This window comes from Ensifer sp. GW823-FHT05D09, from assembly GCF_058795755.1.
On sequence record NZ_JBXAIA010000002.1, the window covers coordinates 199,744 to 221,321 of the forward strand.

A 21,578-nucleotide genomic window follows, 5' to 3' on the forward strand; every position below is an offset into this window, starting at 1 on the left:
CGTTGTTGTCTTTTGTGTTAAAATCCGGCATTCAGGCCGGATCGCGGTGGGCGAAGGCATTTAAATGTGGTGACGCCTCGCTTCTGCCGAAAGCTTGTTTATAGCATTGCCCGCGAGTCCAACAGGAGGAAACGGATGTTTCGTAAAGGCTTCGGTCTCGCCGGTTTCGGCAGCGCTTGCTTTGCAGCGATGATGGTTTCGGGCCCCGGCGCGGCGAGCGCAAATGTCCTTGTGCCGCATCGGGCCGTCTACGACCTCGAGCTCAAGGACGCTTCCGACCGATCGGGCATTTCCGGCATGTACGGCCGAATGGTCTACGAGTTCAATGGATCGGCCTGCGAGGGGTACACGGTCAGTTTCCGCTTCGTGACGCAGGTCAATACCGGCGAAGAAACGCGCATGACCGACCAGCAGACGACCACCTATGAAGATATGAAGTCCGGCAACTTCCGCTTTTTGACGCGCTCGTTCACCGACGAGAAGCTCGACAAGGAAGTGCGCGGCACGGCCCATGACGACAAGACCGGCGTCAAGGTCGAACTGACCGCGCCGGACAAGCGCGAGGTCGAGCTGGCGGCAAGCCGGTTTCCGACCGAACATATGGTCGAGGTCATCGACCGCGCCAAGAAGGGCGAAAGCTTCTTCGAGGCACGGATTTTCGACGGATCCGATTCGGGTGACAAGACGCTGATCACCTCGACCTTCGTCGGCAAGTCGCGCAAACCGTCGGCCGACGAGCCGGATGCAGGCAAGGCTGGCAAGCTCGGGACCGAGAATTACTGGCCTGTCACCATCTCCTATTTCAACGACGACAAGAGCGGCGATGCGCTGCCGATCTACCGCATGTCGTTCAAACTGTACGAAAACGGCATTACCCGCGATCTGACGATGGACTACGGCGACTTCGTGCTGAGCGGCAAGCTCGCCGACCTCGAAGTCTTCAAATCGGAAGAATGCAAGTAGTCGATATGACAAAAACGGACTCCAAGTCTTGATTTGTCGGGCAGTTGCCGGTAAGGGGCTGCCCATTCCACACGTGAGGCATGGGATGTTCCGGGAGAAATCCGGATCGTTCCGCCGGTGGGCTTTTCAAAAGAAGAGCTCGACGTCTCGCGGAGGTTCAACCGGAAAAGGAGAAAAGGCATGGCATTGCCTGATTTTAGCATGCGCCAGCTGCTTGAGGCTGGTATTCACTTCGGCCACCAGACACATCGCTGGAACCCGAAGATGAAGCCCTACATCTTCGGCGATCGTAACAACGTTCACATCATCGACCTCGCACAGACCGTTCCGATGCTGTCGCGCGCACTCCAGGTCGTTAGCGACACCGTCGCCAACGGCGGCCGCGTCCTGTTCGTCGGCACCAAGCGCCAGGCTTCTGAAATCATCGCTGACGCTGCAAAGCGTTCGGCCCAGTACTACGTCAATGCTCGCTGGCTCGGCGGCATGATGACCAACTGGAAGACGATTTCGAACTCGATCCAGCGTCTGCGCAAGCTCGACGAAATCCTCGCTTCGGAAGCTTCGGGCTTCACGAAGAAGGAGCGTCTGAACCTCGAGCGCGAACGCGAAAAGCTCAACCGCGCTCTCGGCGGTATCCGCGACATGGGCGGCACGCCGGACCTGATGTTCATCATCGACACCAACAAGGAATCGATCGCAATCGACGAAGCCAAGCGTCTTGGCATCCCGGTTGTCGCCGTTATCGACTCCAACTGCGATCCGGACCAGATCGACTACCCGATCCCGGGCAACGACGACGCATCGCGTGCAATCGCTCTTTACTGCGATCTCATTGCTCGTGCAGCCATCGACGGCATTGCCCGTCAGCAGGGCGCATCGGGCCGCGATCTCGGCGCATCGGCTGAAGCTATGATCGAGCCGGCGCTCGACGAAGCCTCCGAAGCCTGATCGGACGGCGCGGCGGACATAGGATCGCCGCACCAATCTAATGTCGGGACGAGGCCGTTTGGGATGAAAGATCTGAACGGCCTTGTTCTTTTCAGCGAGGGATGAAGCGGCTTGGGCCGGCGATCCGCGCCCCGGACACGACAGCGGTGGGCGCGTTCATCACGGTGTCACATTCGCAAGCCATTCCCCTGCCAAACCTCCTGGTGCCGCGCCACTTGCGGGCAGCGCGCCAGCCAAACAGACAAAGAGGCAAAAGATGAGTGTAACTGCAGCAATGGTGAAGGAACTGCGCGAAAAGACCGGCGCAGGCATGATGGATTGCAAGAAGGCGCTCGCCGAAACCAATGGCGACATGGAAGCTGCGATCGACTGGCTGCGTGCCAAGGGCATCGCCAAGGCCGACAAGAAGTCGGGCCGCACGGCTGCTGAAGGCCTCATCGGTATCGTCAGCGGCGGCGTCAAGGCTGTTGTCGTTGAAGTCAACTCCGAGACCGACTTCGTTGCCCGCAACGAAGCCTTCCAGGAACTGGTTCGCGGTGTTGCCAACGTTGCTCTCGGCACCGACGGTTCTGTCGAAGCCATTGCCAACGCCAACTACCCGGCAACCGGCAAGTCGGTCGACGACACGATCAAGGATGCGATCGCCACCATCGGCGAGAACATGACGCTCCGCCGCGCAGCCCTGCTGCAGGTCGAAGATGGCGTCGTTGCCACCTACATCCACAACGCTGCCGGCGACGGCATCGGCAAGCTCGGCGTTCTCGTTGCGCTGAAGTCGATTGGCGACAAGGAAGTTCTGTTCTCGGTCGGCCGCCAGGTCGCCATGCACATTGCTGCCACCAACCCGCTGGCCATCCGCGCCGACGAAGTCGACGCTGCTGTTGCCGAGCGCGAACGCAACGTGTTCATCGAACAGTCGCGTGCTTCGGGCAAGCCGGACAACATCATCGAAAAGATGGTCGAAGGCCGCATGCGCAAGTTCTTCGAAGAAGTCGCCCTGCTGTCGCAGGCCTTCGTCATGAACCCGGAAATCACCGTCGGTCAGGCCATCAAGGATGCTGAAAAGCTTGCTGGCGCACCGATCGAAGTGACCGGCATGGCCCGTCTTCTGCTCGGCGAAGGCGTCGAGAAGGAAGAATCGGACTTCGCAGCCGAAGTTGCGGCTGTCGCCAAGGGCTGATTTCTTCACCCTTGTTTGGAAAACCTCAGGGCATCGCGTGACAACGCGGTGCCCTTCGTGTATCCGGCTTCGTCAATGCGCCGGACCCGCCGGAAAATGCTCCGCAGCGGTTGAAACCGGGTAGCGCACTATGTCCTTATACGCAGCGCGCCTTTTTGCGTGCACGCGTACCGATCTGATCAGGAGCGATGATGCCGGCCGAGCCAATCTACAAGCGTGTTCTACTCAAAGCCTCCGGTGAAGCCCTGATGGGAAGCCAGGGCTTCGGCATCGATGTGGCTGTCGCTGACCGCATTGCGGCCGACATCGCCGAGGCGCGCGCCATGGGCGTCGAAGTTGGCGTCGTCGTCGGCGGCGGCAACATCTTCCGCGGCGTCGCCGTCGCCTCCAAGGGTGGCGACCGGGTGACCGGCGACCATATGGGAATGCTGGCAACCGTCATCAATGCGCTCGCGCTGGCGACGTCGCTGCGCAAGCTCGACATCGACACGGTGGTGCTCTCGGCAATCGCAATGCCTGAGATCTGCGAAAGCTTCTCGCAGCGCGCAACGCTCTACCATCTGTCGCTCGGGCGCGTGGTGATCTTTGCGGGCGGTACCGGCAATCCGTTCTTCACGACCGATTCTGCAGCCGCGCTGCGCGCCGCCGAAATGGGTGCCGAGGCGATCTTCAAGGGCACGCAGGTGGACGGCATCTATTCCGCCGACCCGAAGAAGGACCCGACCGCGACGCGCTTCGACCACCTGACCCACAGCGCCGTCCTGGAAAAGGGCCTGGCGGTGATGGATGTGGCAGCGGTGGCGCTGGCGCGCGAGAACGCCATTCCGATCGTCGTCTTCTCAATCCACGAGAAGGGCGGCTTTGCCGAAATATTGACCGGTGGCGGCCGCGCCACCATCGTCACGGACAACTAGAAGCTGCCAGACAGCTATCTGCCGATGAAAGACAGAACGGGAGTTTTCAACCATGAGTGAAGGTGTAGACCTGAAGGAACTGAAGCGTCGCATGGATGGCGCTATCTCCGCATTCAAGAGCGATATCGCATCGCTACGCACCGGCCGCGCGTCGGCGAATGTTCTCGATCCGGTGACCGTGGAAGCCTATGGCTCGCGTGTTCCGCTCAATCAGGTGGCAAACATCACTGTGCCGGAACCGCGTATGCTGTCCGTTTCGGTCTGGGACAAGCAGATGGTCGGCGCCGTCGATCGCGGCATCCGCGAATCGAACCTCGGCCTGAACCCGATCATCGACGGCCAGAACCTGCGCATCCCGCTGCCGGAACTCAACGAAGAGCGTCGCAAGTCGCTGGTCAAGGTTGCGCACGACTATGCCGAAAAGGCCAAGGTCGCGGTGCGGCACGTTCGTCGCGATGGCATGGACGACCTGAAAAAAGCCGAAAAGGATGGCGACATCGGGCAGGATATCAGCCGTGCTCAGTCCGAGCGGGTGCAAAAGATGACCGATGAAACGATTTCCGATATCGACCGCTTGCTCGTCGATAAGGAAAAGGAAATCATGCAGGTCTGATCTGCCCCTGATCCTTTGAGTCTCCTTTCGCGGACGCCTTATGCAAACTCTCCTCCCGATCACCGTTCCGGAACACGTTGCCATCATCATGGATGGCAACGGGCGCTGGGCGAACGCGCGCGGACTTCCGCGCACGATGGGGCACCGCAAGGGTGTTGAGGCGGTTCGCGACGCCGTGAAGACGGCAGCGGAAGCCGGGGTTCGCTACCTCACGCTCTTTGCGTTCTCATCGGAAAACTGGAACAGGCCGCAGGCCGAAGTGACGGATCTGATGGGCTTGCTCAAGGCCTTCATTCGCCGTGACCTTGCCGATCTGCATCGCGAAAACGTCCGCATCCGGATTATCGGAGAGCGGTCGAACCTGCGAGGCGACATCCTGCCCCTGCTGATCGAGGCCGAGGAGACGACGAGCGGAAATACCGGCATTACGCTGGTGATCGCCTTCAATTACGGTGCGCGTGACGAGTTGACGCGCGCCATGCGACGCCTGGCGACGGAAGTTGCCGAGGGGCGCCTGCGGCCGGAGGACATCACGCAGGAACGTATTGCCGCTTCGCTCGATACGGCCGGGATACCCGATCCGGATCTCATTCTTCGCACCAGCGGCGAAGAGCGGCTTTCAAACTTTCTGTTGTGGCAGGGCGCCTATTCGGAACTGCTGTTTGTTCCCGAGCTTTGGCCAGACTTCACACGCGAGACGTTCCTGTCCGCGCTCGAGAAATTCGCCTGCCGCGAGCGTCGCTTCGGCGGTCTGGCGCAGCCGACGTTAGCGGTTGGTTCGTAATGCAAACAGAACTCAAGCTTCGCATCGCTTCCGGAGTGGTGCTCGCGGCGGTCGCCCTTGGCGCGACCTGGTTCGGTGGCCTGGCCTTCCAGCTGCTTTCGGTGGCGATCGCCTTGCTCGTCTACTACGAATGGTCGACGATAACAGGCCTTGCGGAACGTGATTTCCAGGGCAACGCCTTCGGTTGGCTGTCTCTGGCGACAATCGCGGCGCTCATTCTTCTCGGAAACATCGGCTACAGTCTGCCGGCCCTGCTCCTTGCCGTCGTAATAGCGGTGCTCTGGGTGTCGCTCAAAAAGGGGAGCTGGTGGCTGCCGGGTGGGATTGTCTACGCCGGATTGACAGGTATCTCGTTGGCTGCGCTGCGAGGCGCCGACAACCCTGGCCTGGTGGCGACGTTGTTCGTCTTCGCCGTCGTCTGGGGAACCGATATTCTTGCCTATTTCGTCGGCCGCGCCCTCGGCGGACCCAAGCTGGCGCCGCGCATTTCGCCCGGCAAGACCTGGTCCGGTGCGATTGGTGGCACCATCTGCGGTGTTCTAGCCGGAACGGCCGCTTTTATGGCATACTTCCCGCTGCAAGACCTGCGTATCCCAATGTTGGCGCTGGTTCTCTCCGTCGCGAGCCAGATCGGGGACCTCTTCGAATCCTTCATAAAGCGCCGTTTCGGCGTCAAGGATTCGAGCCATCTCATTCCTGGGCATGGCGGGGTCATGGATCGGGTCGACGGTCTGGTCTTCGCCAGTATCGCCACGCTGGTCCTTGTCCTGATACAGTATGTCGTCAGCGACGGGCGTCAGATCGCCTTCGGTTCGGTCCTGCTCGGCCTGTGATGCTGGTGGCAGGCACTTAAGGAAAGTCCATGACATATCTGCTTGATGCCCTGCAATTCGTGACCGGCTATATCGTTCCATTCCTGCTGGTTCTGACCCTCCTCGTCTTCGTGCACGAAATGGGACACTACCTCGTCGGCCGGTGGTCGGGCATTCGTATCCTCGCATTCTCGGTTGGCTTCGGACCGGAACTGTTGGGCTGGACCGATAAGCATGGCACCCGGTGGAAATTCTGCGTGATACCGCTTGGCGGCTACGTCAAGTTCTATGGCGACGAGGATGCGGCCAGCACGCCGGACTACAAGCGGCTCGAGACGATCTCGCCGCAAGAGCGGGCGCAAACCTTTCTCGGGGCCAAGCTGTGGAAGCGGGCAGCGACGGTGGCCGCCGGCCCCATCGCAAATTTCATCCTTGCCATCGCCATTTTTGCCGTTCTCTTCGCCGTCTACGGGCGTTCGGTGGCAGACCCCGTCGTCGCTCAGGTCAAGGAGAACAGTGCTGCGGCCAAAGCCGGCATTCTGCCGCGCGACCGGTTGATCGCTATTGACGGGACCCCGGTGGCGACGTTTGACGATGTTCGTCGCTATGTCAGCGTGCGGCCGGAACTCGAGATCAAGATCCGGATCGAGCGGGACGGTGCATTCCTGGATCTTCCCATGGTGCCGCAACGGACCGAGATTTCCGACCAGTTCGGAAACAAGATGGAGATTGGCATCATCGGTATCGTAACCGATCAGGATGCCGGTAATTTCCGTCTGGTCACCTATGGCCCGATCGAGGCGATCGGGCAGGGTGCGCTGCAGAGCTGGCACATTGTTACCGGTACGTTCGACTATCTGGCGAATCTCGTTACCGGGCGGATGAAGGCGGATCAGCTTGGCGGCCCCATCCGTGTGGCCCAGGCGTCGGGTCAAATGGCGACCCTGGGTGTTGCAGCCGTGCTGCAGCTTGCGGCTGTCCTGTCAGTTTCCATAGGATTGCTTAACCTCATGCCCGTTCCGGTGCTTGATGGCGGCCATCTGATGTTCTATGCGGTTGAGGCCTTGCGCGGAAAGCCGGTTGGAGCCGCCGCGCAGGATGTCGCTTATCGGATCGGCTTTGCCATGGTGCTGATGCTCATGGTTTTCGCCACCTGGAACGACATTTCGATGTTCTTCGGCTAGCGTTCGGCCGGGGAGTGTTTGGGCGGATACGACGACCGGTACTGTGAACGATAGGATTTCAATGGCTTGTGCAGCAAGGATTTGTTTACGATAACTCGAATCTGTAGTGGCCGTTAAGCCACGGTTCGAATTGAAGTAAACAGAAATTAACGAGCTGGCTTGCTTGTATGGGAAAAGCGGGTAAAACGGCAACCGTGACCGGAGTCGGCACGAAATTGCCGCGCGACGTTGGGAAAAGGTAAGATTTGAACATGAAAGCTGGTTCAAGGTTTTTGAACGCGGTGTCTGCGTTTGCGCTATCCACGAGTATTGTGGTTTCTGGCGCTGGTGTTGGATTGCTCGCAGGCGCTTCCGTCGCAGAGGCCGCCACCATCAGTCGTGTTGAAGTTCGCGGAGCCACGCGCGTCAGCGCCGAGACGGTGCGCGCGAACATCACGATTGTTCCCGGTAAGAGCTTCAGCAATGCCGATATCGATGCTTCCGTGAAGCGTCTGTACTCGACCGGCTATTTCTCTGATGTCAGCATCAATATTGCCGGTGGGACGCTCGTCGTCACCGTCAGCGAGAATCAGCTGATCAACCAGGTTGTCTTCAACGGCAATCGGAAGATCAAGGACGACAAGCTGCAAGGCATCGTCCGCACCCAGCCGCTCGGTCCCTACAGCGAAGCGACCGTCGAAACCGATATTCAGTCGATCAAGGACGCCTACGCAGCGATCGGTCGCAGCGATATCACGGTGACGACCCAGGTTGTTCCGATCGCCGAAGGTCGTGTGAACCTTGCCTTCGTGATCAACGAAGGTGAGCGTACCAAGATTTCGCAGATCAATTTCGTCGGCAACGAAGCCTACAGCGATGGTCGTCTGCAGTCGGTGATCGCGACGAAGGAATCGGGCATCTTCTCGTTCCTGACCCGCAAGGACGTTTACAACCCGGACAAGCTGCGCGCCGACGAAGAGCTGCTGCGCCAGTTCTATTTCAACCGTGGCTACGCTGACTTCCAGGTCATTTCGTCCGAGGCTACGCTGAACGAGGCGACCAACGAGTACACGGTGACGGTCACCGTCGAAGAAGGTCCGCGTTACGACTTTGGTGCGGTGACGGTTGAATCGACGGTCGAAGGTGTGGATGCTGAATCACTGAAGGGTGTTGTCCTCAGCCGCGAAGGATCGGTCTACAAGGCCAAGGATATCCAGGAAACGATGAGCGAGATTTCGAAGCGCGTCGCTTCGGCTGGCTACCCGTTTGCGCGCGTCACCCCGCGCGGTAACCGCGACCTCGGCAATCATACGATCGCAGTCGATTATCTCGTCGATCAGGGCGAGCGCGCCTATGTCGAGCGCATTGAAATCCGCGGCAATACCCGCACACGTGACTACGTTATCCGTCGCGAGTTCGATATGGGCGAAGGCGATGCCTTCAACCAGGAAATGGTAGCGCGTGCCAAGCGTCGGCTTGAGGCTCTTGGCTACTTCTCAACCGTCAACGTCTCGACGGCTCCCGGCAGTGCTGCCGACCGTGTCGTGGTTATCGTTGACGTTCAGGATCAGTCGACCGGTTCGTTCGGTATTGGTGCCGGTTACTCCGCTGGCAGCGGTGGCGGCTTCCTCGTCGAAGCCTCGATCGAAGAAAAGAACTTCCTCGGTCGCGGTCAGTACATTCGCGTCGCTGCAGGTCGCGGCGATGAGAGCCGGACTTACAACGTTTCGTTCACCGAGCCGTATTTCCTTGGTTACCGTCTGGCCGCCGGCTTCGACGTCTTCAAGAACGAAAACGACTTTGATGACGACAACTACAGCTATGAAGACCAGGGTTTCAGCCTGCGCATAGCGGCGCCGATCACCGAAAACCTTTCGACCACGCTGCGGTATAACTATACGCAGTTCGACTATAGCAGCGGCAATCTCGCAGATCTGTCGTCGCCTTACGTTCGCGCAGTTGAGGGTGGAAATTGGCTCCGCTCGTCGGTATCGCAGTCGGTCACCTACAACACGCTGGATGACGCGCAGCTGCCGCATGACGGTATCCTGGCAACGTTTACCCACGAGTTCGCGGGCCTCGGCGGTGATTCCGACTTCTACAAGATGACCGGTAAGGCCAAGTGGTACTACACCGTGAACGACGAAGCGGACATCATTGCCTCGCTTAGCGGTGGTGCTGGTCATATCTTCGAAACCGGCAGCGACCTGCAGGTCTTCGACCAGTTCCAGCTCGGCAGCAACGATATTCGTGGCTTTGAGCGTAACGGTATCGGCCCGCGCGACCAAAGAACGGGCGACGCGCTTGGCGGCACAACGTACTTCACGGCTTCGGCTGAAGCGACGTTCCCGCTTCCGGGTATCCCGCGTGACAGCGGTTTCCGCGGCGCGGTCTTTGCCGATGCGGGTACGCTCTATAGCAACAAGGTCGCAATGTTGCCTTCGGAAACGGTCCAGGGCAACGGTTCCTCGCTGCGTGCGTCGGTCGGTCTCGGCTTGATCTGGGCTTCGCCGTTCGGTCCGCTGCGTGTCGACTACGCCTGGCCGATCGCGAAGGAAGATTTCGACAAGGTTCAGAACCTGAAGTTCGGTATTTCCTCGTCGTTCTGATAAAGAAGCAGTCCAGAACTGCCGAAAGTTGATTGTTCTGGAGTGTCCATGGAACAGAACTGGTTTTTTCCGCCCCATAAAGGGATTCGTTTGGGTGACCTCGCGGATCAGATTGGGGCGGAGTTGTCGGATGGCGCGGTTGCAGATCGCGCTATCCATTCCGTAGCACCTGTCTATCGGGCAAAGCCCGGCGACATTTGCTATATGCTCTCACGCAAGTACCGCGCCGAACTGGAGAGCTGTCAGGCCTCTGCGATTATCTGCGACAAGACGATCGCTCCGCTCGTGCCGCCTCACATTCCCATTCTCCTGACTGGACGGCCGCATACGGCCTTTGCCTTGGCTGGCACGCTGTTGCACGAGGTGGCGATGCGCCCGTCGCGCAATACCAGCCTTGCTGGCGTCTCACCGGCTGCTTTCGTCGATCCGTCCGCGCGTCTGGAAGAGGGCGTTGAGGTCGAGCCGATGGCTGTGGTCGGAGCCGATGCGGAGATTGGTAGCGGCACCCGGATTGCTGCCGGTGCGGTGATCGGCCCCGGCGTTCGTATCGGGCGAGACTGCACGATCGCAGCAGGCGTCAGCGTTCTTTGCGCTCTTGTTGGCAACAACGTCATCATCCATCCCGGTGCACGGATCGGCCAGGACGGGTTCGGCTACGCGCCGGGTCCCAAGGGTGGAATGATCAAGATCGTCCAGGTCGGGCGTGTGATCATTCAGGACCATGTCGAGATCGGTGCAAACACGACGATTGATCGTGGCACCATGGACGACACTGTCATCGGCGAGGGCACGAAGATCGACAACCTCGTGCAGGTGGGCCACAACGTCCGCATCGGCCGCTATTGCGGTATTGTCAGCCAGGTCGGTATCGCCGGCAGCACCAGAATTGGTGACGGCGTGATGATCGGCGGTGGCAGCGGCGTCAACGGCCACATCACCGTGGGCGACGGCGTGCAGATTGCCGCGATGAGCGGCGTTGCAAGCGACGTGCCTGCGGGCGAGCGTTATGGCGGTATTCCAGCGCGTCCGATGCGCGATTTCCTGCGCGATGTCGCCGAGATGGCGTTGCGCGCAAGTGACAGACAGAAAAAGAAGGGTGGCACGAATGAGTGAGGCGGCAACGGTTCTGGGTACGGCGGATATTCAGGAGATCCTGAAGCTTCTCCCGCATCGCTACCCCTTCCTGCTCGTCGACCGGATCATCGAGATCGACGGTGACAATTCGGCGATTGGCATCAAGAATGTCTCGGCGAATGAGCCGCACTTCACCGGCCACTTCCCGGAAAAGCCGATCATGCCGGGCGTATTGCTGATTGAAGGCATGGCGCAGACCGCAGGCGCGATCTGTGCGCGCAAGACTGCTTCGGGCACCAACCTCGTCTACTTCATGACCATCGACAATGCGCGGTTCCGCAAGCCGGTTGTTCCGGGCGATCGTGTCGAGTTTCATGTCGTGAAGCAGAAGCAGCGCGGCAATATCTGGAAGTTTCATTGTGACGCAAAAGTTGACGGGCAACTTGTCGCGGAAGCTGATATCGGCGCGATGATTGTCAGCACGGAAGACGCTTGAACATGATTGCAGCAACAGCGAAGATCCACCCGTCCTCGATCATCGAAGATGGGGCGACGATCGGCGAGAACGTCAAGATCGGCCCGTTTTGTTACATCGGGCCGAAAGTCGTTCTCGGCGACGATATGGAACTCAAGAGCCACGTCGTCGTGGACGGCCGTACGACGATCGGCAAGGGCTCCAAGATTTTCCCGAATGCCGTCATCGGTGGAGATTCGCAAAGCGTGCATCACAGCACGGTCGACACCATCCTGCAGATCGGCGACAACTGCACGATCCGCGAAGGCGTGACGATGAATGCAGGCACCGTCGAGTATGGCGGCGCGACGATCGTCGGCAATAACAATCTGTTCCTCGCCTATTCGCATGTGGCGCATGATTGCCGCCTCGGCGACAATATCATCATGTCGAACAACGTGATGTTGGCAGGCCACGTAACGATCGGGGACCGTGCAATCCTCGGTGGCGGCTGTGCCGTGCATCAGTTCACGCGCATCGGCCGACAGGCGTTCATCGGCGGTCTTTCGGCCGTCAGCTACGACGTCATTCCCTATGGTATGCTCAACGGCAATCCGGGCGTCCTGAGCGGGCTCAACGTGGTGGGCATGACTCGCGCGGGCATCGAGCGTGCAACCATCCACGTGGTGCGTCGGGCCTACAAGCAGATCTTCGAAGGGCCGGAATCGGTTCGCGCCAATGCAGCTGCGATTCGCGCTGATTATGCGGACTGTGCACCGGTCGTCGAAATCCTCGATTTCATTGCAGCCGAGAGCGACAGGGCACTGTCGTCGCCAAGCCGCGGCAAGGCCTGAGCGTGACGTCGGCCGGGGCGAGCCGTGCGGCAAAAGGCGGCCGGCTCGCGATCATAGCCGGAGGTGGCGCTTTACCCCACCACGTGGCCGAGGCGGTTCGCGCCCGGGGAGAAGATCCCTTTATCATTGCGCTCTCGCGCGAAGCAGAAGAGAGCGATTGGCTTGAGTTCGATCACTCTGTTCTCCCTATCGGTGATTTCTCCGCGATCAGCCGCACCTTTAGGGATGAAGGTATCGACCGGGTCGTGCTTTCGGGTTGGGTTCGCCGGCGGCCGGAATGGCGCGATATTCGACCAACGCTGAAAACGCTTGCCAAGGTCCCGAGCGTGTTGAGGACGCTGGTGTCCGGCGGAGACGATGCCGTCTTGCGCATGGCGATGCAACTCATCGAGGCGAGCGGCGCGCATGTGATCGGCGTGCACGAGGTTGTTCCGAACCTTCTGGCAGATCCGGGGCCCATAGGCGCCCTTGCTCCATCAAACGATGATCGACGCGATGTTGAGGCGGGTATCGCTGCCGCCAACGCGCTCGGTGCTCTTGATGTGGGGCAGGGCGCCGTTGCCGTCGGTGGCCGAGTGGTTGCGCTGGAGGGTGCTGAAGGCACCGATGCGATGCTCGAGCGCGTAGCGACACTCAAGGCGGAAGGACGGGTCTCGGCGCGCCGCCGCGGGGTGCTGGTCAAGCTGTGCAAGCCGGAACAGGATTTGCGTGCAGATCTGCCGTCGATCGGACCATCGACAGTTGCCGGCGCTGTCGCTGCGGGGCTTGCCGGAATTGCCGTCGAAGCCGGCCGCGCCCTGGTGCTCGAGCGTGCCGAGGTGATCGAGGCCGCCAACCGGGCAGGGCTGTTTGTCATCGGCGTCGAGCGCAGCGATTACCGGGGAAGGGCATGAGCGGACAAGGCTATAGGCTGGCGGTGATCGCCGGCGAGGTATCGGGTGATCTGCTTGGGACAGATCTGGTACGGGCACTGCGCATCCAGAGCGGCCGTGATGTCGAATTGGTCGGCGTCGGCGGGGACGGCCTGGAGGGCGAAGGTCTGAAATCGCTGTTCGACTATTCCGAACTGTCGATCATGGGCTTTTCGCAGGTGCTGGCGCGTCTGCCGAAGCTGATTCTGCGCATCCGGCAGACCGCCAATGCTATCATTGCGGCGCGCCCCGATGCCCTGCTGATCATCGATAGTCCGGATTTCACCCATCGTGTGGCGCGTCGCGTGCGTGCCGCACTGCCGGATCTGCCCGTCATCAACTATGTCTGCCCGAGTGTATGGGCGTGGAAGCCGGAACGTGCGCCACGCATGCGCAGCTATGTCGACCACGTGTTGGCGGTTCTGCCGTTCGAACCCGAGATCATGCGCAAGCTCGAGGGCCCGCCGACGACCTATATAGGCCATCGCCTGGCCTCGGACGCCAATGTGCTTGCCGTTCGCGCCAGCAGGCGTGAGAAATTGCGCGAGGCGAATGGCAGTTCCGTTTCGACCTGTCTGCTTCTGCCGGGCTCTCGGTCGAGCGAGATCGGGCGACTGCTGCCGATTTTTGGGCAGATGGTGGAAGAACTTGCGGCCCGGCATCCGGGCATCCGGTTCCTGTTGCCAACGGTTTCTCGCCAGGAAAAACTGGTACGCGAGATCACCTCCAGTTGGAAGGTTCAGCCGGAGATATCCGTCGGCGCTGCCGAAAAATGGGCGGCCTTCGACAAGGCGGATGCTGCAATCGCCGCGTCGGGCACAGTCATTCTTGAACTCGCGCTTGCCGGCGTTCCGGTCGTCTCGACCTATGATGCCGATTGGCTCGTGCGGTTGCTGCATAACCGCATCCGAATCTGGAGCGGGGCACTTCCCAATCTGATCGCCGATTTCCCGATCGTGCCGGAATATTTCAACCAGAGCATTCGGCCGGGCGCCCTGACCCGTTGGGTCGAGCGGCTGTCTGCCCCGACCGCCCAGCGCGCATCAATGCTCGATGGCTACGCGCTCGTGCAAGAGCGCATGGCGACAAGCAGACCGCCCGGCCAACTGGGCGCTGAGATCGTCCTTGCGCATATGCAGGACAAAAACGTCCGCTAGTTACGCATTTCCCGACGGAAAACCGCTCCGCACTTTTCCTGGAAATGCTTTGGCGACCGATCTCCTTGGGCATTCGATCTTTCGGTGCAGCGATCGCCACGGCAATAGAGTAGATCGGAGCATCGTCGCGATGGTCCGGTCTCCAAATGAAAAAAAGCCCGGTCATTTCTGGCCGGGCTTTTTCATTTTATATCAAAATCTTAACGCTTGGAGACCGGCACGTAGTCGCGCTGCGGAGCGCCGACATAGAGCTGGCGCGGGCGGCCGATGCGCTGTTCCGGATCTTCGATCATCTCGTTCCACTGGGCGATCCAGCCGACCGTGCGCGCGAGCGCGAACAGCACGGTGAACATGGTGGTGGGGAAGCCCAGCGCCTTCAGCGTGATGCCGGAGTAGAAGTCGATGTTCGGGTAGAGCTTTTTCTCGATGAAGTATTCGTCGGTCAGCGCAATACGCTCGAGCTCCATCGCCACTTCGAGCAGCGGATCGTCCTTGTGGCCAAGTTCCGCGAGGACTTCATGCGTGGTCTTCTGCATGATCTTGGCGCGCGGATCGTAGTTCTTGTAGACGCGGTGGCCGAAGCCCATCAGGCGGAACGGGTCGTTCTTGTCCTTGGCCTTGGCGATGAATTCCGGAATACGGTCAACCGAGCCGATTTCGGCCAGCATGTTGAGCGCAGCCTCGTTGGCGCCGCCGTGAGCGGGCCCCCAGAGGCAGGCGATGCCGGCGGCGATGCAGGCAAACGGATTGGCTCCGGACGAACCGGCAAGGCGCACGGTCGAGGTCGAGGCGTTCTGCTCGTGGTCGGCATGCAGGATGAAGATGCGATCCATTGCGCGCGACAGCACCGGGTTGACCACATACTCCTCGCAAGGCACGGCAAAGCACATGCGCAGGAAGTTGGAGGCGTAGTCGAGGTCGTTCTTCGGATAAACGAAGGGCTGGCCGATATGGTACTTGTAGGCCATGGCGGCAATCGTCGGCATCTTTGCGATCATGCGCAGCGAGGCGACCATGCGCTGGTGCGGATCGGTGATGTCGGTCGAGTCGTGATAGAACGCCGAGAGGGCGCCGACGCAGCCGCACATGACGGCCATCGGGTGTGCGTCGCGGCGGAAGCCAGTGAAGAAGCGCGACATCTGCTCGTGCACCATGGTGTGGTGCGTGACGCGATAGTCAAAGTCAGCCTTCTGTGCCTTCGTCGGCAGTTCGCCGTAAAGCAGCAGGTAGCAGACTTCGAGGAAATCGCCATGTTCGGCAAGCTGCTCGATCGGGTAGCCGCGATGCAGGAGCACGCCTTCATCACCGTCGATATAGGTGATTTTGGATTCGCACGACGCCGTCGAGGTAAAGCCCGGGTCGTAGGTGAACATCTTGGTCTGCTTGTAGAGCGAACCGATATCGACCACATCAGGACCGATGGACCCCGATCGCACTGGTAGTTCCGCCGACTTTCCATCGAGTGTTACGACCGCGCTTTTTTCTGTCATGGGGACCCTCCGTCTTATGGCAACGTGGCACAGAGATATGCCACGAAAATGAACGTTGCGAAGTTGCTATATGATTTATTTTCGGCTGCCAAGCTGTACGAAAGGCAAATTGTGCGATGCGAAAATGTGCATATGGCGACGCAATAATCGCACGTTAGGGCAATATGTCCAACGGGATCAATGGCGGTCAAAGCAATGGTGGGGGACCATTCCATATAGGATTGCCGCTTTTTTCGGCAGATAGCGTCCTGGTTGCGGATCTGGCGTGTTGGTTGCATCATCGATGTCGACTGTCTTCGGGGGGAAGTGCCGTACGATGAGCGAGATCGAGGCCCGGTCTTCGATGCAGGATGGAGTTCGCGCCGCTCCGGCGCTACCCGCGTCGGTTTTGGCCGACGGTGCGCCTGCAACGCCTGCGAACAGGCGCGCCAAGCTCGTCTTTCGCTTTTTGAAGTCTATGGCAATGGCTGCGCGCATGCGCCTGCGACCGGCTGCCATTGCTTCATCCTGGCGCAGCGCCATCGAGGAAGAGGCGGCGTTCGGCCACGGATTGGTCCTCGTCCCGGTGCTACTTGCCGCCGGTGTGCTGACGTGGCTTTCGCTGCCTTATGACCTCGGACTCGTCAAACTTGCACTGCTGCCTTGCGTTTTCGGTATAGCCGCCTTGTCGTGCAACGGGGCCGTGCGCGCCATTCGCCCGCTGATGATCGCCGCCGGATTGTTCAGTGCGGGCATGGTGCTTGTCGCGGCCGAAACGGCGCGCATCGACACGGTCGTGCTCGACGGCCCGGTAACGACCAATCTGCGCGGGAAAGTGTTTTCACGCGAGAAGAATGATCGTGAGCATTGGCGCTACGGCGTTCTTATCGAGCAAACCACCGAGCCGACGCTGCGGCGGCCACCGCTCAAGGTCATGGTACTGTCACGCAGCCCGCACACACCGTTGGCGATCGGAGCCACGATCGAAGGCAGGGCACGCCTTTCTCCACCTTCAGGCCCCGCGCTACCGGGCCTCAACGATTTCGCATTTGACGCATACTTCCGGCAGATTGGCGCCGTCGGCTATTTCTACGGTGCGCCGCATAGCCCTGCGGTCGATGCTGGCGCCGCGAAGGAGGACCCTTCGCTTTGGGCGCAAATGGCAGAAGGTCTGGCCGCGATGCGCGCAGCGGTCGGCGAGCGGATCCGCGGGGTGATCGGGGGCGACACCGGTGCGCTCGCCGCGGCGCTGGTGACAGCCGAGGAGAGAGCGATCGGTCGCGAGACGGTCGAGATGCTGCGGCAGGCGGGCCTCGCCCACGTGTTGGCGATTTCCGGTCTCAACATGGTGCTCGCCGCGGGAACCTTCTTGATCGGGGCTCGAACGATCCTGAGCGCGGTTCCCGGGTTGGCGCAGCGGGTCGCGATCAAGAAGATTGCCGCTGCCGGTGCGCTGGCCATGGTCTTTCTTTACATCCTGATTTCCGGCGGCGCTGTTTCCGCGGTGCGAGCGTGGATCATGATCTCGATCATGCTGGTGGCGGTGCTCTTCGATCGTATGTCAATCAGCCTGCGAAACATCGCGCTGGCTGCAATTGTCATCATCGTGATTACGCCATCTGCCGTTGCGGGGCCGGGCTTCCAGATGTCTTTCGCCGCCACGTTGGCGTTGGTTGCCGGTTACGCACGCTGGCGTGAGCGTGCGCAAGCTGATGAGCTGGCAGCCGCCGGACGCTGGTGGGGCAGGCGGCTCGTCGTGGGCTTTGTCATCGGCGTACTTGCGACCTCGCTGATCGGCGGCCTTGCGACGTCCGTATACTCCGCCGCCTATTTCCAGCGCCTGCCGGCCTACGGCCTGCTCGCCAACATCCTCGCAGCACCTCTGATCAGCATTGTCATCATGCCGTTCGGTCTCTTCGCCATGTTGCTGATGCCCTTTGGTCTCGAACAGTATCCGCTTGCCGTGATGGCGTGGGGGCTCGATGGCATGCTGGTGATCGCCCGCTTCGTGACGTCGCTCGACGGCGAATTCCTGACGGGCCGAGTCGGGCCTTTGGCTTTCCTGCTCATTGCCTTTGGCGGCATCATCCTGTGCGTGTTGCGGACCTGGCTTGCGGCTCTGGGTGGCGTCGTGTTGCTCGTCGGTTTGATGTGTCTCGTCGTCGAGGACAGACAGCTGCCGGCGGTTGTGGTGTCGGAGGACGGGCGTCTCGTTGGATTGGTCACTGACGCCGCCATTGCGACGAACCGGGATCGGCCCTCGGATTTCCTTTTTTCACAATGGCAGCGCGCATTGGCGGCCGAGAGCCACGTCGCTCCAATGCCTGCGCTTGGGGCGGTAGCCGAAGGCCTCTATCCCGAAGCCAAACGCCAATCCGGCAAGGCAACGCCGCGGGTGTTCGATCCAGCGGCCGCCGCCACCATCCGCAAGGATTTCAACGCCGCGCTCAGTAACGCGTCGCCCAATGTCTTTTCATGCCGCGAGAAACAATGGTGCGTCGCCCGAAGCAATGCCGGATGGATGGTCGCCCTCATCGAAAATCCCAACCTGTTCGAGGTGCTGTGCGATCAAGCCGATCTGTTGATCGTGCCCGGAAGCTTTAGCGAGCGGACCTGTTCATCCGGTCAAGCGCGGATACTGAATGGACGCCTGCTGCGGTTGACAGGTGCGGTCGAGATTTTCGCGGAGCCGACCCTAGGCAATCAGCGTTCGGACATGCGTTTCAAGACGTCGTTTACGTCCCTGCAACGCCCCTGGGAGCGTCACCGTGCTTATGACTGGCGGCGGGACGACTTTGGCGATGATCCGCCACTGCTCTAAATCTTGAGGCCGGGTGGGTTGAAATGCAGGCGCGAAATTATTCTTGATTTATATACTCCACAAATCCTTGTGTTTCGGTCATAGTTTGTCGTAAAGAGCGGCCAATGCACGTTGAGGTGGCTCGAACTCCGGCCGCCAGTGATTTTGTGATGGCGAAACGGACCAGTACGCGAGGAACAAGATGCCCAACCGAACCCGATCGAAGCTGAGTATTTTGGCGGCAGCGACATTGGTGCTGGCTTGCAGTGTTTCCTCAACGGTCGTCTTGGCTCAGGCCACCTCAATCGACACAACAACCCCGACCATCGGTCAGGTTCAGAGCGCCGAACCGGCGGCAACGGCACCGAGCAACGCAGGCACTGCGGCCCAAGGCGAGCAGCCCGTGGCTTCTGGGGCGGTAACGTCGCAGCCCGTGGGCGCTCAACCGGCTGCCGGTACGCAGCCGACGGAGAACGGAATTGCTGTGACCGGAGCAGATACCGGCGGACAAACCCCGCCCGTATCGGTTGATACCCCCGCAGTCGAAGCGCCGCCGGAAGTCGCCGCCAACCCCATTCTGCCGCATGATCTCTCGCCGATGGGTATGTTCCTTGCTGCCGACATGGTGGTGAAGACCGTGATGATCGGACTTGCGCTTGCCTCGGTGATCACCTGGGCGATTTTCGTGGTCAAGACGTTCGAACTCTTTGCCGCAAAGGCACGCCTTGGCCGTGCTGTCCGTCAACTCTCGGCTGCAAACGGATTGGCTGAGCTTAAGTCCACATTCGACGGCAGGTCGGGGCCTGCCGCGGAAATGGTTGCCGCTGCGATCGACGAGATGGTGCGTTCCGAGGCTGTGCTCGATCACGCGCCGGCGGCAGGTCTCAAGGAACGCGTCGCATCGCTGCTGACGCGCATCGAAGTTCGCGCCGGCAAGCGCATGACCAGCGGTACGGGGATTCTTGCCTCGATCGGATCCGTCGGTCCGTTCGTCGGCCTGTTCGGAACCGTCTGGGGCATCATGAACTCCTTCATCGGCATCAGCAAAGCACAGACGACCAATCTGGCGATCGTTGCCCCCGGCATTGCCGAAGCGCTGCTGGCGACCGCAATAGGCCTCGTCGCCGCAATCCCAGCAGTTATCATCTACAACTACTTTGCCCGCTCGGTGGGCGGCTACAAGGTGGTCCTCGCCGACGCGGCAGCTGCCGTCGAACGGCTTGTCAGCCGTGATCTCGATCATCGCCTGGTGCGCAAGGCACAACCGCGTCGCCAAGACGGCTTCGCCCATCCGGCAGAAGCATCCATTGCAAGGATCGGGTGAGACATGGCCGGAAAGGTTAGCGATAGCGGCGGCGATCTCGACGAAAACAGCGAGATCAACGTCACTCCTTTCATCGACGTCATGCTCGTCTTGCTCATCATCTTCATGGTGGCAGCACCGCTTGCGACCGTGGACATGAAGGTTGATCTGCCGCAGTCAGTCTCCAAACCGACGCCGCGTGACGACAAGCCGGTGTTCGTGACGCTCAACGCCGATCTTGGCTTGGCGATCGGCAATGAGGAAACGGCCCGCGAAGAGTTTGCGGCGGAGCTTCAGCGCCTGACCGAAGGCAACACCGAGACACGCGTCCTGCTGCGTGCGGACAAAGCCGTCGACTACGGCGAGCTGATGACGGTCATGAACCTCATCCAGAACGCCGGTTATACCAAGATTGCCCTTGTTGGGCTGGAGGGTGCGCCTGGCCGCTGAGTCGGGCGTTAGCCGTTCGGGTGTCGGCCGGCCGCATGTCTGGCGCATTTATCGGGTCGCGCGATCGCCGAACCCGCTTTTCCGGTTTCCTTTTTCCGCTGCAAGATGTCGCTGTCGCTTGAAACCGGCGGGGCGGCGATTTATGAGCTTATGGAAAGGCTGCGCATCGGCAGCCGTATGACGACTGCGCGGTTTTCCGGGATGCCGGTACCGCGCCCATCCGGACACGAGGGCAGTATGATGAATTTCGAAGCGGCGCGCACCAAGATGGTGGACAATCAGATCCGGACGACGGATGTCACGTCCCACGCGATCTTGTCCGCTTTCCTTTCCGTACCGCGCGAAGAGTTCGTGCCCGCGCGCATGAGGGAGCTTGCCTACATCGACGCCGACATCGAGCTCGACGGAACCAAGGGCGTTGGCCCACGGTACCTTATGGAGCCGTCGCCGCTCGCCAAGCTGTTGCAACTTGCCGAAATTTCGAAGTCGGACGTTGTGCTGGAGATCGGTTGTGGCACCGGCTACGCCTCCGCGCTGCTTTCGCTGATCGCCGGCTCGGTCGTCGCACTTGAAAGCGATGAGGCGCTTGCCGCCACGGCGACGGAAACGCTGGCCCGGCTCGGTTATGACAATGTTGCCGTCGTCACAGGCGATCTTGGCAAGGGCTATGCCGCCGAAGCACCCTATGACGTGATCTTCGTTAACGGGTCCGTGGAGGTGCTTCCTGCGGCATTGTTCGAGCAGCTGCGCAACGGCGGCCGGCTAATTGCGGTCGAAGGCTTCGGTAATGCTTCGCGTGCTAAGCTCTATGTCCATGAGCATGGGAAGACGTCCGAAAGGGCGGACTTCAACACTGCGGTAAAGCCGCTTCCCGGTTTTCGCCGCGAGCAGACTTTTGTTTTTTGAGGTGCCACTTATTGAGGTATCTCAACATTTGATTGTGCTGCTAAAATAGCAATGTTGCCAATTGGCAACGAACCACCTGTTTCTTTTTGAAATGATCGTGCGCAGTATCGGTGTACAGTTGTGATCGTGCCGATTCCGGGTTTCAAAGAGTGCTGAGGTAGTGATTTGCTCACCGGTGGGCGGTGTGAGCGCTTCATCGCCGTATTTATGGCGG

19 protein-coding genes are annotated in these 21,578 nt (G+C 60.2%); 18 read left to right on the forward strand and 1 reads right to left on the reverse strand.

Features of this window, described 5'->3' with window-relative positions; translation table 11 throughout:
* Positions 1-135 precede the first annotated feature (135 nt).
* The 14 genes from AC1Q80_RS06720 to AC1Q80_RS06785 all read left to right on the forward strand — a co-directional run bounded on the left by AC1Q80_RS06720 (position 136) and on the right by AC1Q80_RS06785 (position 14,436).
* Positions 136-963 (forward strand): cell envelope integrity EipB family protein, encoded by an 828-nt coding sequence (locus tag AC1Q80_RS06720; RefSeq protein ID WP_209792273.1) that lies wholly within the window; start codon positions 136-138, stop codon positions 961-963.
* 180 nt (positions 964-1,143) lie between these two features.
* Positions 1,144-1,911 (forward strand): 30S ribosomal protein S2, encoded by a 768-nt coding sequence (gene rpsB, locus AC1Q80_RS06725; RefSeq protein WP_077498297.1) that lies wholly within the window; start codon positions 1,144-1,146, stop codon positions 1,909-1,911.
* Between the two features lie 256 nt (positions 1,912-2,167).
* Positions 2,168-3,091 carry a translation elongation factor Ts gene (gene tsf / locus AC1Q80_RS06730; protein ID WP_173419851.1) on the forward strand — a complete coding sequence of 308 codons (924 nt, stop codon included), beginning with the start codon at positions 2,168-2,170 and terminating at the stop codon, positions 3,089-3,091.
* 191 nt (positions 3,092-3,282) lie between these two features.
* A complete protein-coding gene (gene pyrH / locus AC1Q80_RS06735; RefSeq protein ID WP_173419852.1) occupies positions 3,283-4,005 on the forward strand; it encodes a UMP kinase in 723 nt (240 codons plus the stop codon).
* A 52-nt stretch (positions 4,006-4,057) separates the two neighbouring features.
* The gene (frr, locus tag AC1Q80_RS06740) at positions 4,058-4,618 is read left to right on the forward strand and encodes a ribosome recycling factor (RefSeq protein ID WP_025426821.1); all 561 of its coding nucleotides are present in this window, start codon (positions 4,058-4,060) and stop codon (positions 4,616-4,618) included.
* A gap of 40 nt (positions 4,619-4,658) precedes the next feature.
* A complete protein-coding gene (locus tag AC1Q80_RS06745; RefSeq protein ID WP_173419853.1) occupies positions 4,659-5,402 on the forward strand; it encodes an isoprenyl transferase in 744 nt (247 codons plus the stop codon).
* Positions 5,402-6,235, forward strand: a complete 834-nt coding sequence (locus AC1Q80_RS06750) for a phosphatidate cytidylyltransferase (RefSeq protein WP_492359976.1) — start codon at positions 5,402-5,404, stop codon at positions 6,233-6,235. Before AC1Q80_RS06745 ends, AC1Q80_RS06750 begins: the two co-directional genes overlap by 1 nt.
* Before the next feature lie 29 nt (positions 6,236-6,264).
* Positions 6,265-7,398 (forward strand): RIP metalloprotease RseP, encoded by a 1,134-nt coding sequence (rseP, locus tag AC1Q80_RS06755; RefSeq protein WP_173419855.1) that lies wholly within the window; start codon positions 6,265-6,267, stop codon positions 7,396-7,398.
* A 251-nt stretch (positions 7,399-7,649) separates the two neighbouring features.
* Positions 7,650-9,986: an outer membrane protein assembly factor BamA gene (gene bamA / locus AC1Q80_RS06760; protein ID WP_173419856.1), complete on the forward strand. Its 2,337-nt coding sequence runs from the start codon at positions 7,650-7,652 to the stop codon at positions 9,984-9,986.
* 48 nt (positions 9,987-10,034) lie between these two features.
* A complete protein-coding gene (gene lpxD / locus AC1Q80_RS06765) occupies positions 10,035-11,099 on the forward strand; it encodes a UDP-3-O-(3-hydroxymyristoyl)glucosamine N-acyltransferase (RefSeq protein WP_173419857.1) in 1,065 nt (354 codons plus the stop codon).
* Positions 11,092-11,556, forward strand: coding sequence for a 3-hydroxyacyl-ACP dehydratase FabZ (gene fabZ, locus AC1Q80_RS06770; RefSeq protein ID WP_025426827.1), 465 nt, complete (start codon positions 11,092-11,094; stop codon positions 11,554-11,556). The genes lpxD and fabZ overlap by 8 nt, the downstream gene beginning before the upstream one ends.
* 2 nt (positions 11,557-11,558) lie before the next feature.
* Entirely contained in the window at positions 11,559-12,368 is an 810-nt protein-coding gene (gene lpxA / locus AC1Q80_RS06775; RefSeq protein ID WP_412728407.1) for an acyl-ACP--UDP-N-acetylglucosamine O-acyltransferase, read from the forward strand.
* Positions 12,369-12,370: 2 nt separating this feature from the next.
* A complete protein-coding gene (locus AC1Q80_RS06780) occupies positions 12,371-13,261 on the forward strand; it encodes an LpxI family protein (protein ID WP_492359977.1) in 891 nt (296 codons plus the stop codon).
* Complete coding sequence (locus tag AC1Q80_RS06785; RefSeq protein WP_492359978.1) at positions 13,258-14,436, forward strand: lipid-A-disaccharide synthase; 1,179 nt, start codon at positions 13,258-13,260, stop codon at positions 14,434-14,436. Before AC1Q80_RS06780 ends, AC1Q80_RS06785 begins: the two co-directional genes overlap by 4 nt.
* Before the next feature lie 200 nt (positions 14,437-14,636).
* On the opposite strand, the gene gltA is transcribed toward AC1Q80_RS06785, so the two are convergent.
* A complete protein-coding gene (gltA, locus tag AC1Q80_RS06790) occupies positions 14,637-15,926 on the reverse strand; it encodes a citrate synthase (RefSeq protein ID WP_077498285.1) in 1,290 nt (429 codons plus the stop codon).
* A 316-nt stretch (positions 15,927-16,242) separates the two neighbouring features.
* Here gltA and AC1Q80_RS06795 point away from each other — a divergent pair, with 316 nt between their 5' ends.
* From AC1Q80_RS06795 to AC1Q80_RS06810, 4 genes are all read left to right on the forward strand, one after another.
* Positions 16,243-18,726 (forward strand): ComEC/Rec2 family competence protein, encoded by a 2,484-nt coding sequence (locus AC1Q80_RS06795; RefSeq protein ID WP_492359979.1) that lies wholly within the window; start codon positions 16,243-16,245, stop codon positions 18,724-18,726.
* 181 nt (positions 18,727-18,907) lie between these two features.
* Complete coding sequence (gene exbB, locus AC1Q80_RS06800) at positions 18,908-20,029, forward strand: tonB-system energizer ExbB (RefSeq protein WP_492359980.1); 1,122 nt, start codon at positions 18,908-18,910, stop codon at positions 20,027-20,029.
* A 3-nt stretch (positions 20,030-20,032) separates the two neighbouring features.
* Entirely contained in the window at positions 20,033-20,458 is a 426-nt protein-coding gene (gene exbD / locus AC1Q80_RS06805) for a TonB system transport protein ExbD (protein ID WP_077498282.1), read from the forward strand.
* A 240-nt stretch (positions 20,459-20,698) separates the two neighbouring features.
* On the forward strand, positions 20,699-21,364 hold the full coding sequence (locus tag AC1Q80_RS06810) for a protein-L-isoaspartate O-methyltransferase family protein (RefSeq protein WP_173421011.1): 666 nt from the start codon (positions 20,699-20,701) through the stop codon (positions 21,362-21,364).
* Positions 21,365-21,578 lie beyond the last annotated feature (214 nt).

What these genes read in the sequence shown, in the direction of transcription:
- AC1Q80_RS06720 (WP_209792273.1), top strand. Translation starts at nt 136, where the DNA reads ATGTTTCGTAAAGGCTTCGGTCTCGCCGGTTTCGGCAGCGCTTGCTTT.
- rpsB (WP_077498297.1), top strand. Translation starts at nt 1,144, where the DNA reads ATGGCATTGCCTGATTTTAGCATGCGCCAGCTGCTTGAGGCTGGTATT.
- tsf (WP_173419851.1), top strand. Translation starts at nt 2,168, where the DNA reads ATGAGTGTAACTGCAGCAATGGTGAAGGAACTGCGCGAAAAGACCGGC.
- pyrH (WP_173419852.1), top strand. Translation starts at nt 3,283, where the DNA reads ATGCCGGCCGAGCCAATCTACAAGCGTGTTCTACTCAAAGCCTCCGGT.
- frr (WP_025426821.1), top strand. Translation starts at nt 4,058, where the DNA reads ATGAGTGAAGGTGTAGACCTGAAGGAACTGAAGCGTCGCATGGATGGC.
- AC1Q80_RS06745 (WP_173419853.1), top strand. Translation starts at nt 4,659, where the DNA reads ATGCAAACTCTCCTCCCGATCACCGTTCCGGAACACGTTGCCATCATC.
- AC1Q80_RS06750 (WP_492359976.1), top strand. Translation starts at nt 5,402, where the DNA reads ATGCAAACAGAACTCAAGCTTCGCATCGCTTCCGGAGTGGTGCTCGCG.
- rseP (WP_173419855.1), top strand. Translation starts at nt 6,265, where the DNA reads ATGACATATCTGCTTGATGCCCTGCAATTCGTGACCGGCTATATCGTT.
- bamA (WP_173419856.1), top strand. Translation starts at nt 7,650, where the DNA reads ATGAAAGCTGGTTCAAGGTTTTTGAACGCGGTGTCTGCGTTTGCGCTA.
- lpxD (WP_173419857.1), top strand. Translation starts at nt 10,035, where the DNA reads ATGGAACAGAACTGGTTTTTTCCGCCCCATAAAGGGATTCGTTTGGGT.
- fabZ (WP_025426827.1), top strand. Translation starts at nt 11,092, where the DNA reads ATGAGTGAGGCGGCAACGGTTCTGGGTACGGCGGATATTCAGGAGATC.
- lpxA (WP_412728407.1), top strand. Translation starts at nt 11,559, where the DNA reads ATGATTGCAGCAACAGCGAAGATCCACCCGTCCTCGATCATCGAAGAT.
- AC1Q80_RS06785 (WP_492359978.1), top strand. Translation starts at nt 13,258, where the DNA reads ATGAGCGGACAAGGCTATAGGCTGGCGGTGATCGCCGGCGAGGTATCG.
- gltA (WP_077498285.1), bottom strand. Translation starts at nt 15,926, where the DNA reads ATGACAGAAAAAAGCGCGGTCGTAACACTCGATGGAAAGTCGGCGGAA.
- AC1Q80_RS06795 (WP_492359979.1), top strand. Translation starts at nt 16,243, where the DNA reads ATGAGCGAGATCGAGGCCCGGTCTTCGATGCAGGATGGAGTTCGCGCC.
- exbB (WP_492359980.1), top strand. Translation starts at nt 18,908, where the DNA reads ATGCCCAACCGAACCCGATCGAAGCTGAGTATTTTGGCGGCAGCGACA.
- exbD (WP_077498282.1), top strand. Translation starts at nt 20,033, where the DNA reads ATGGCCGGAAAGGTTAGCGATAGCGGCGGCGATCTCGACGAAAACAGC.
- AC1Q80_RS06810 (WP_173421011.1), top strand. Translation starts at nt 20,699, where the DNA reads ATGAATTTCGAAGCGGCGCGCACCAAGATGGTGGACAATCAGATCCGG.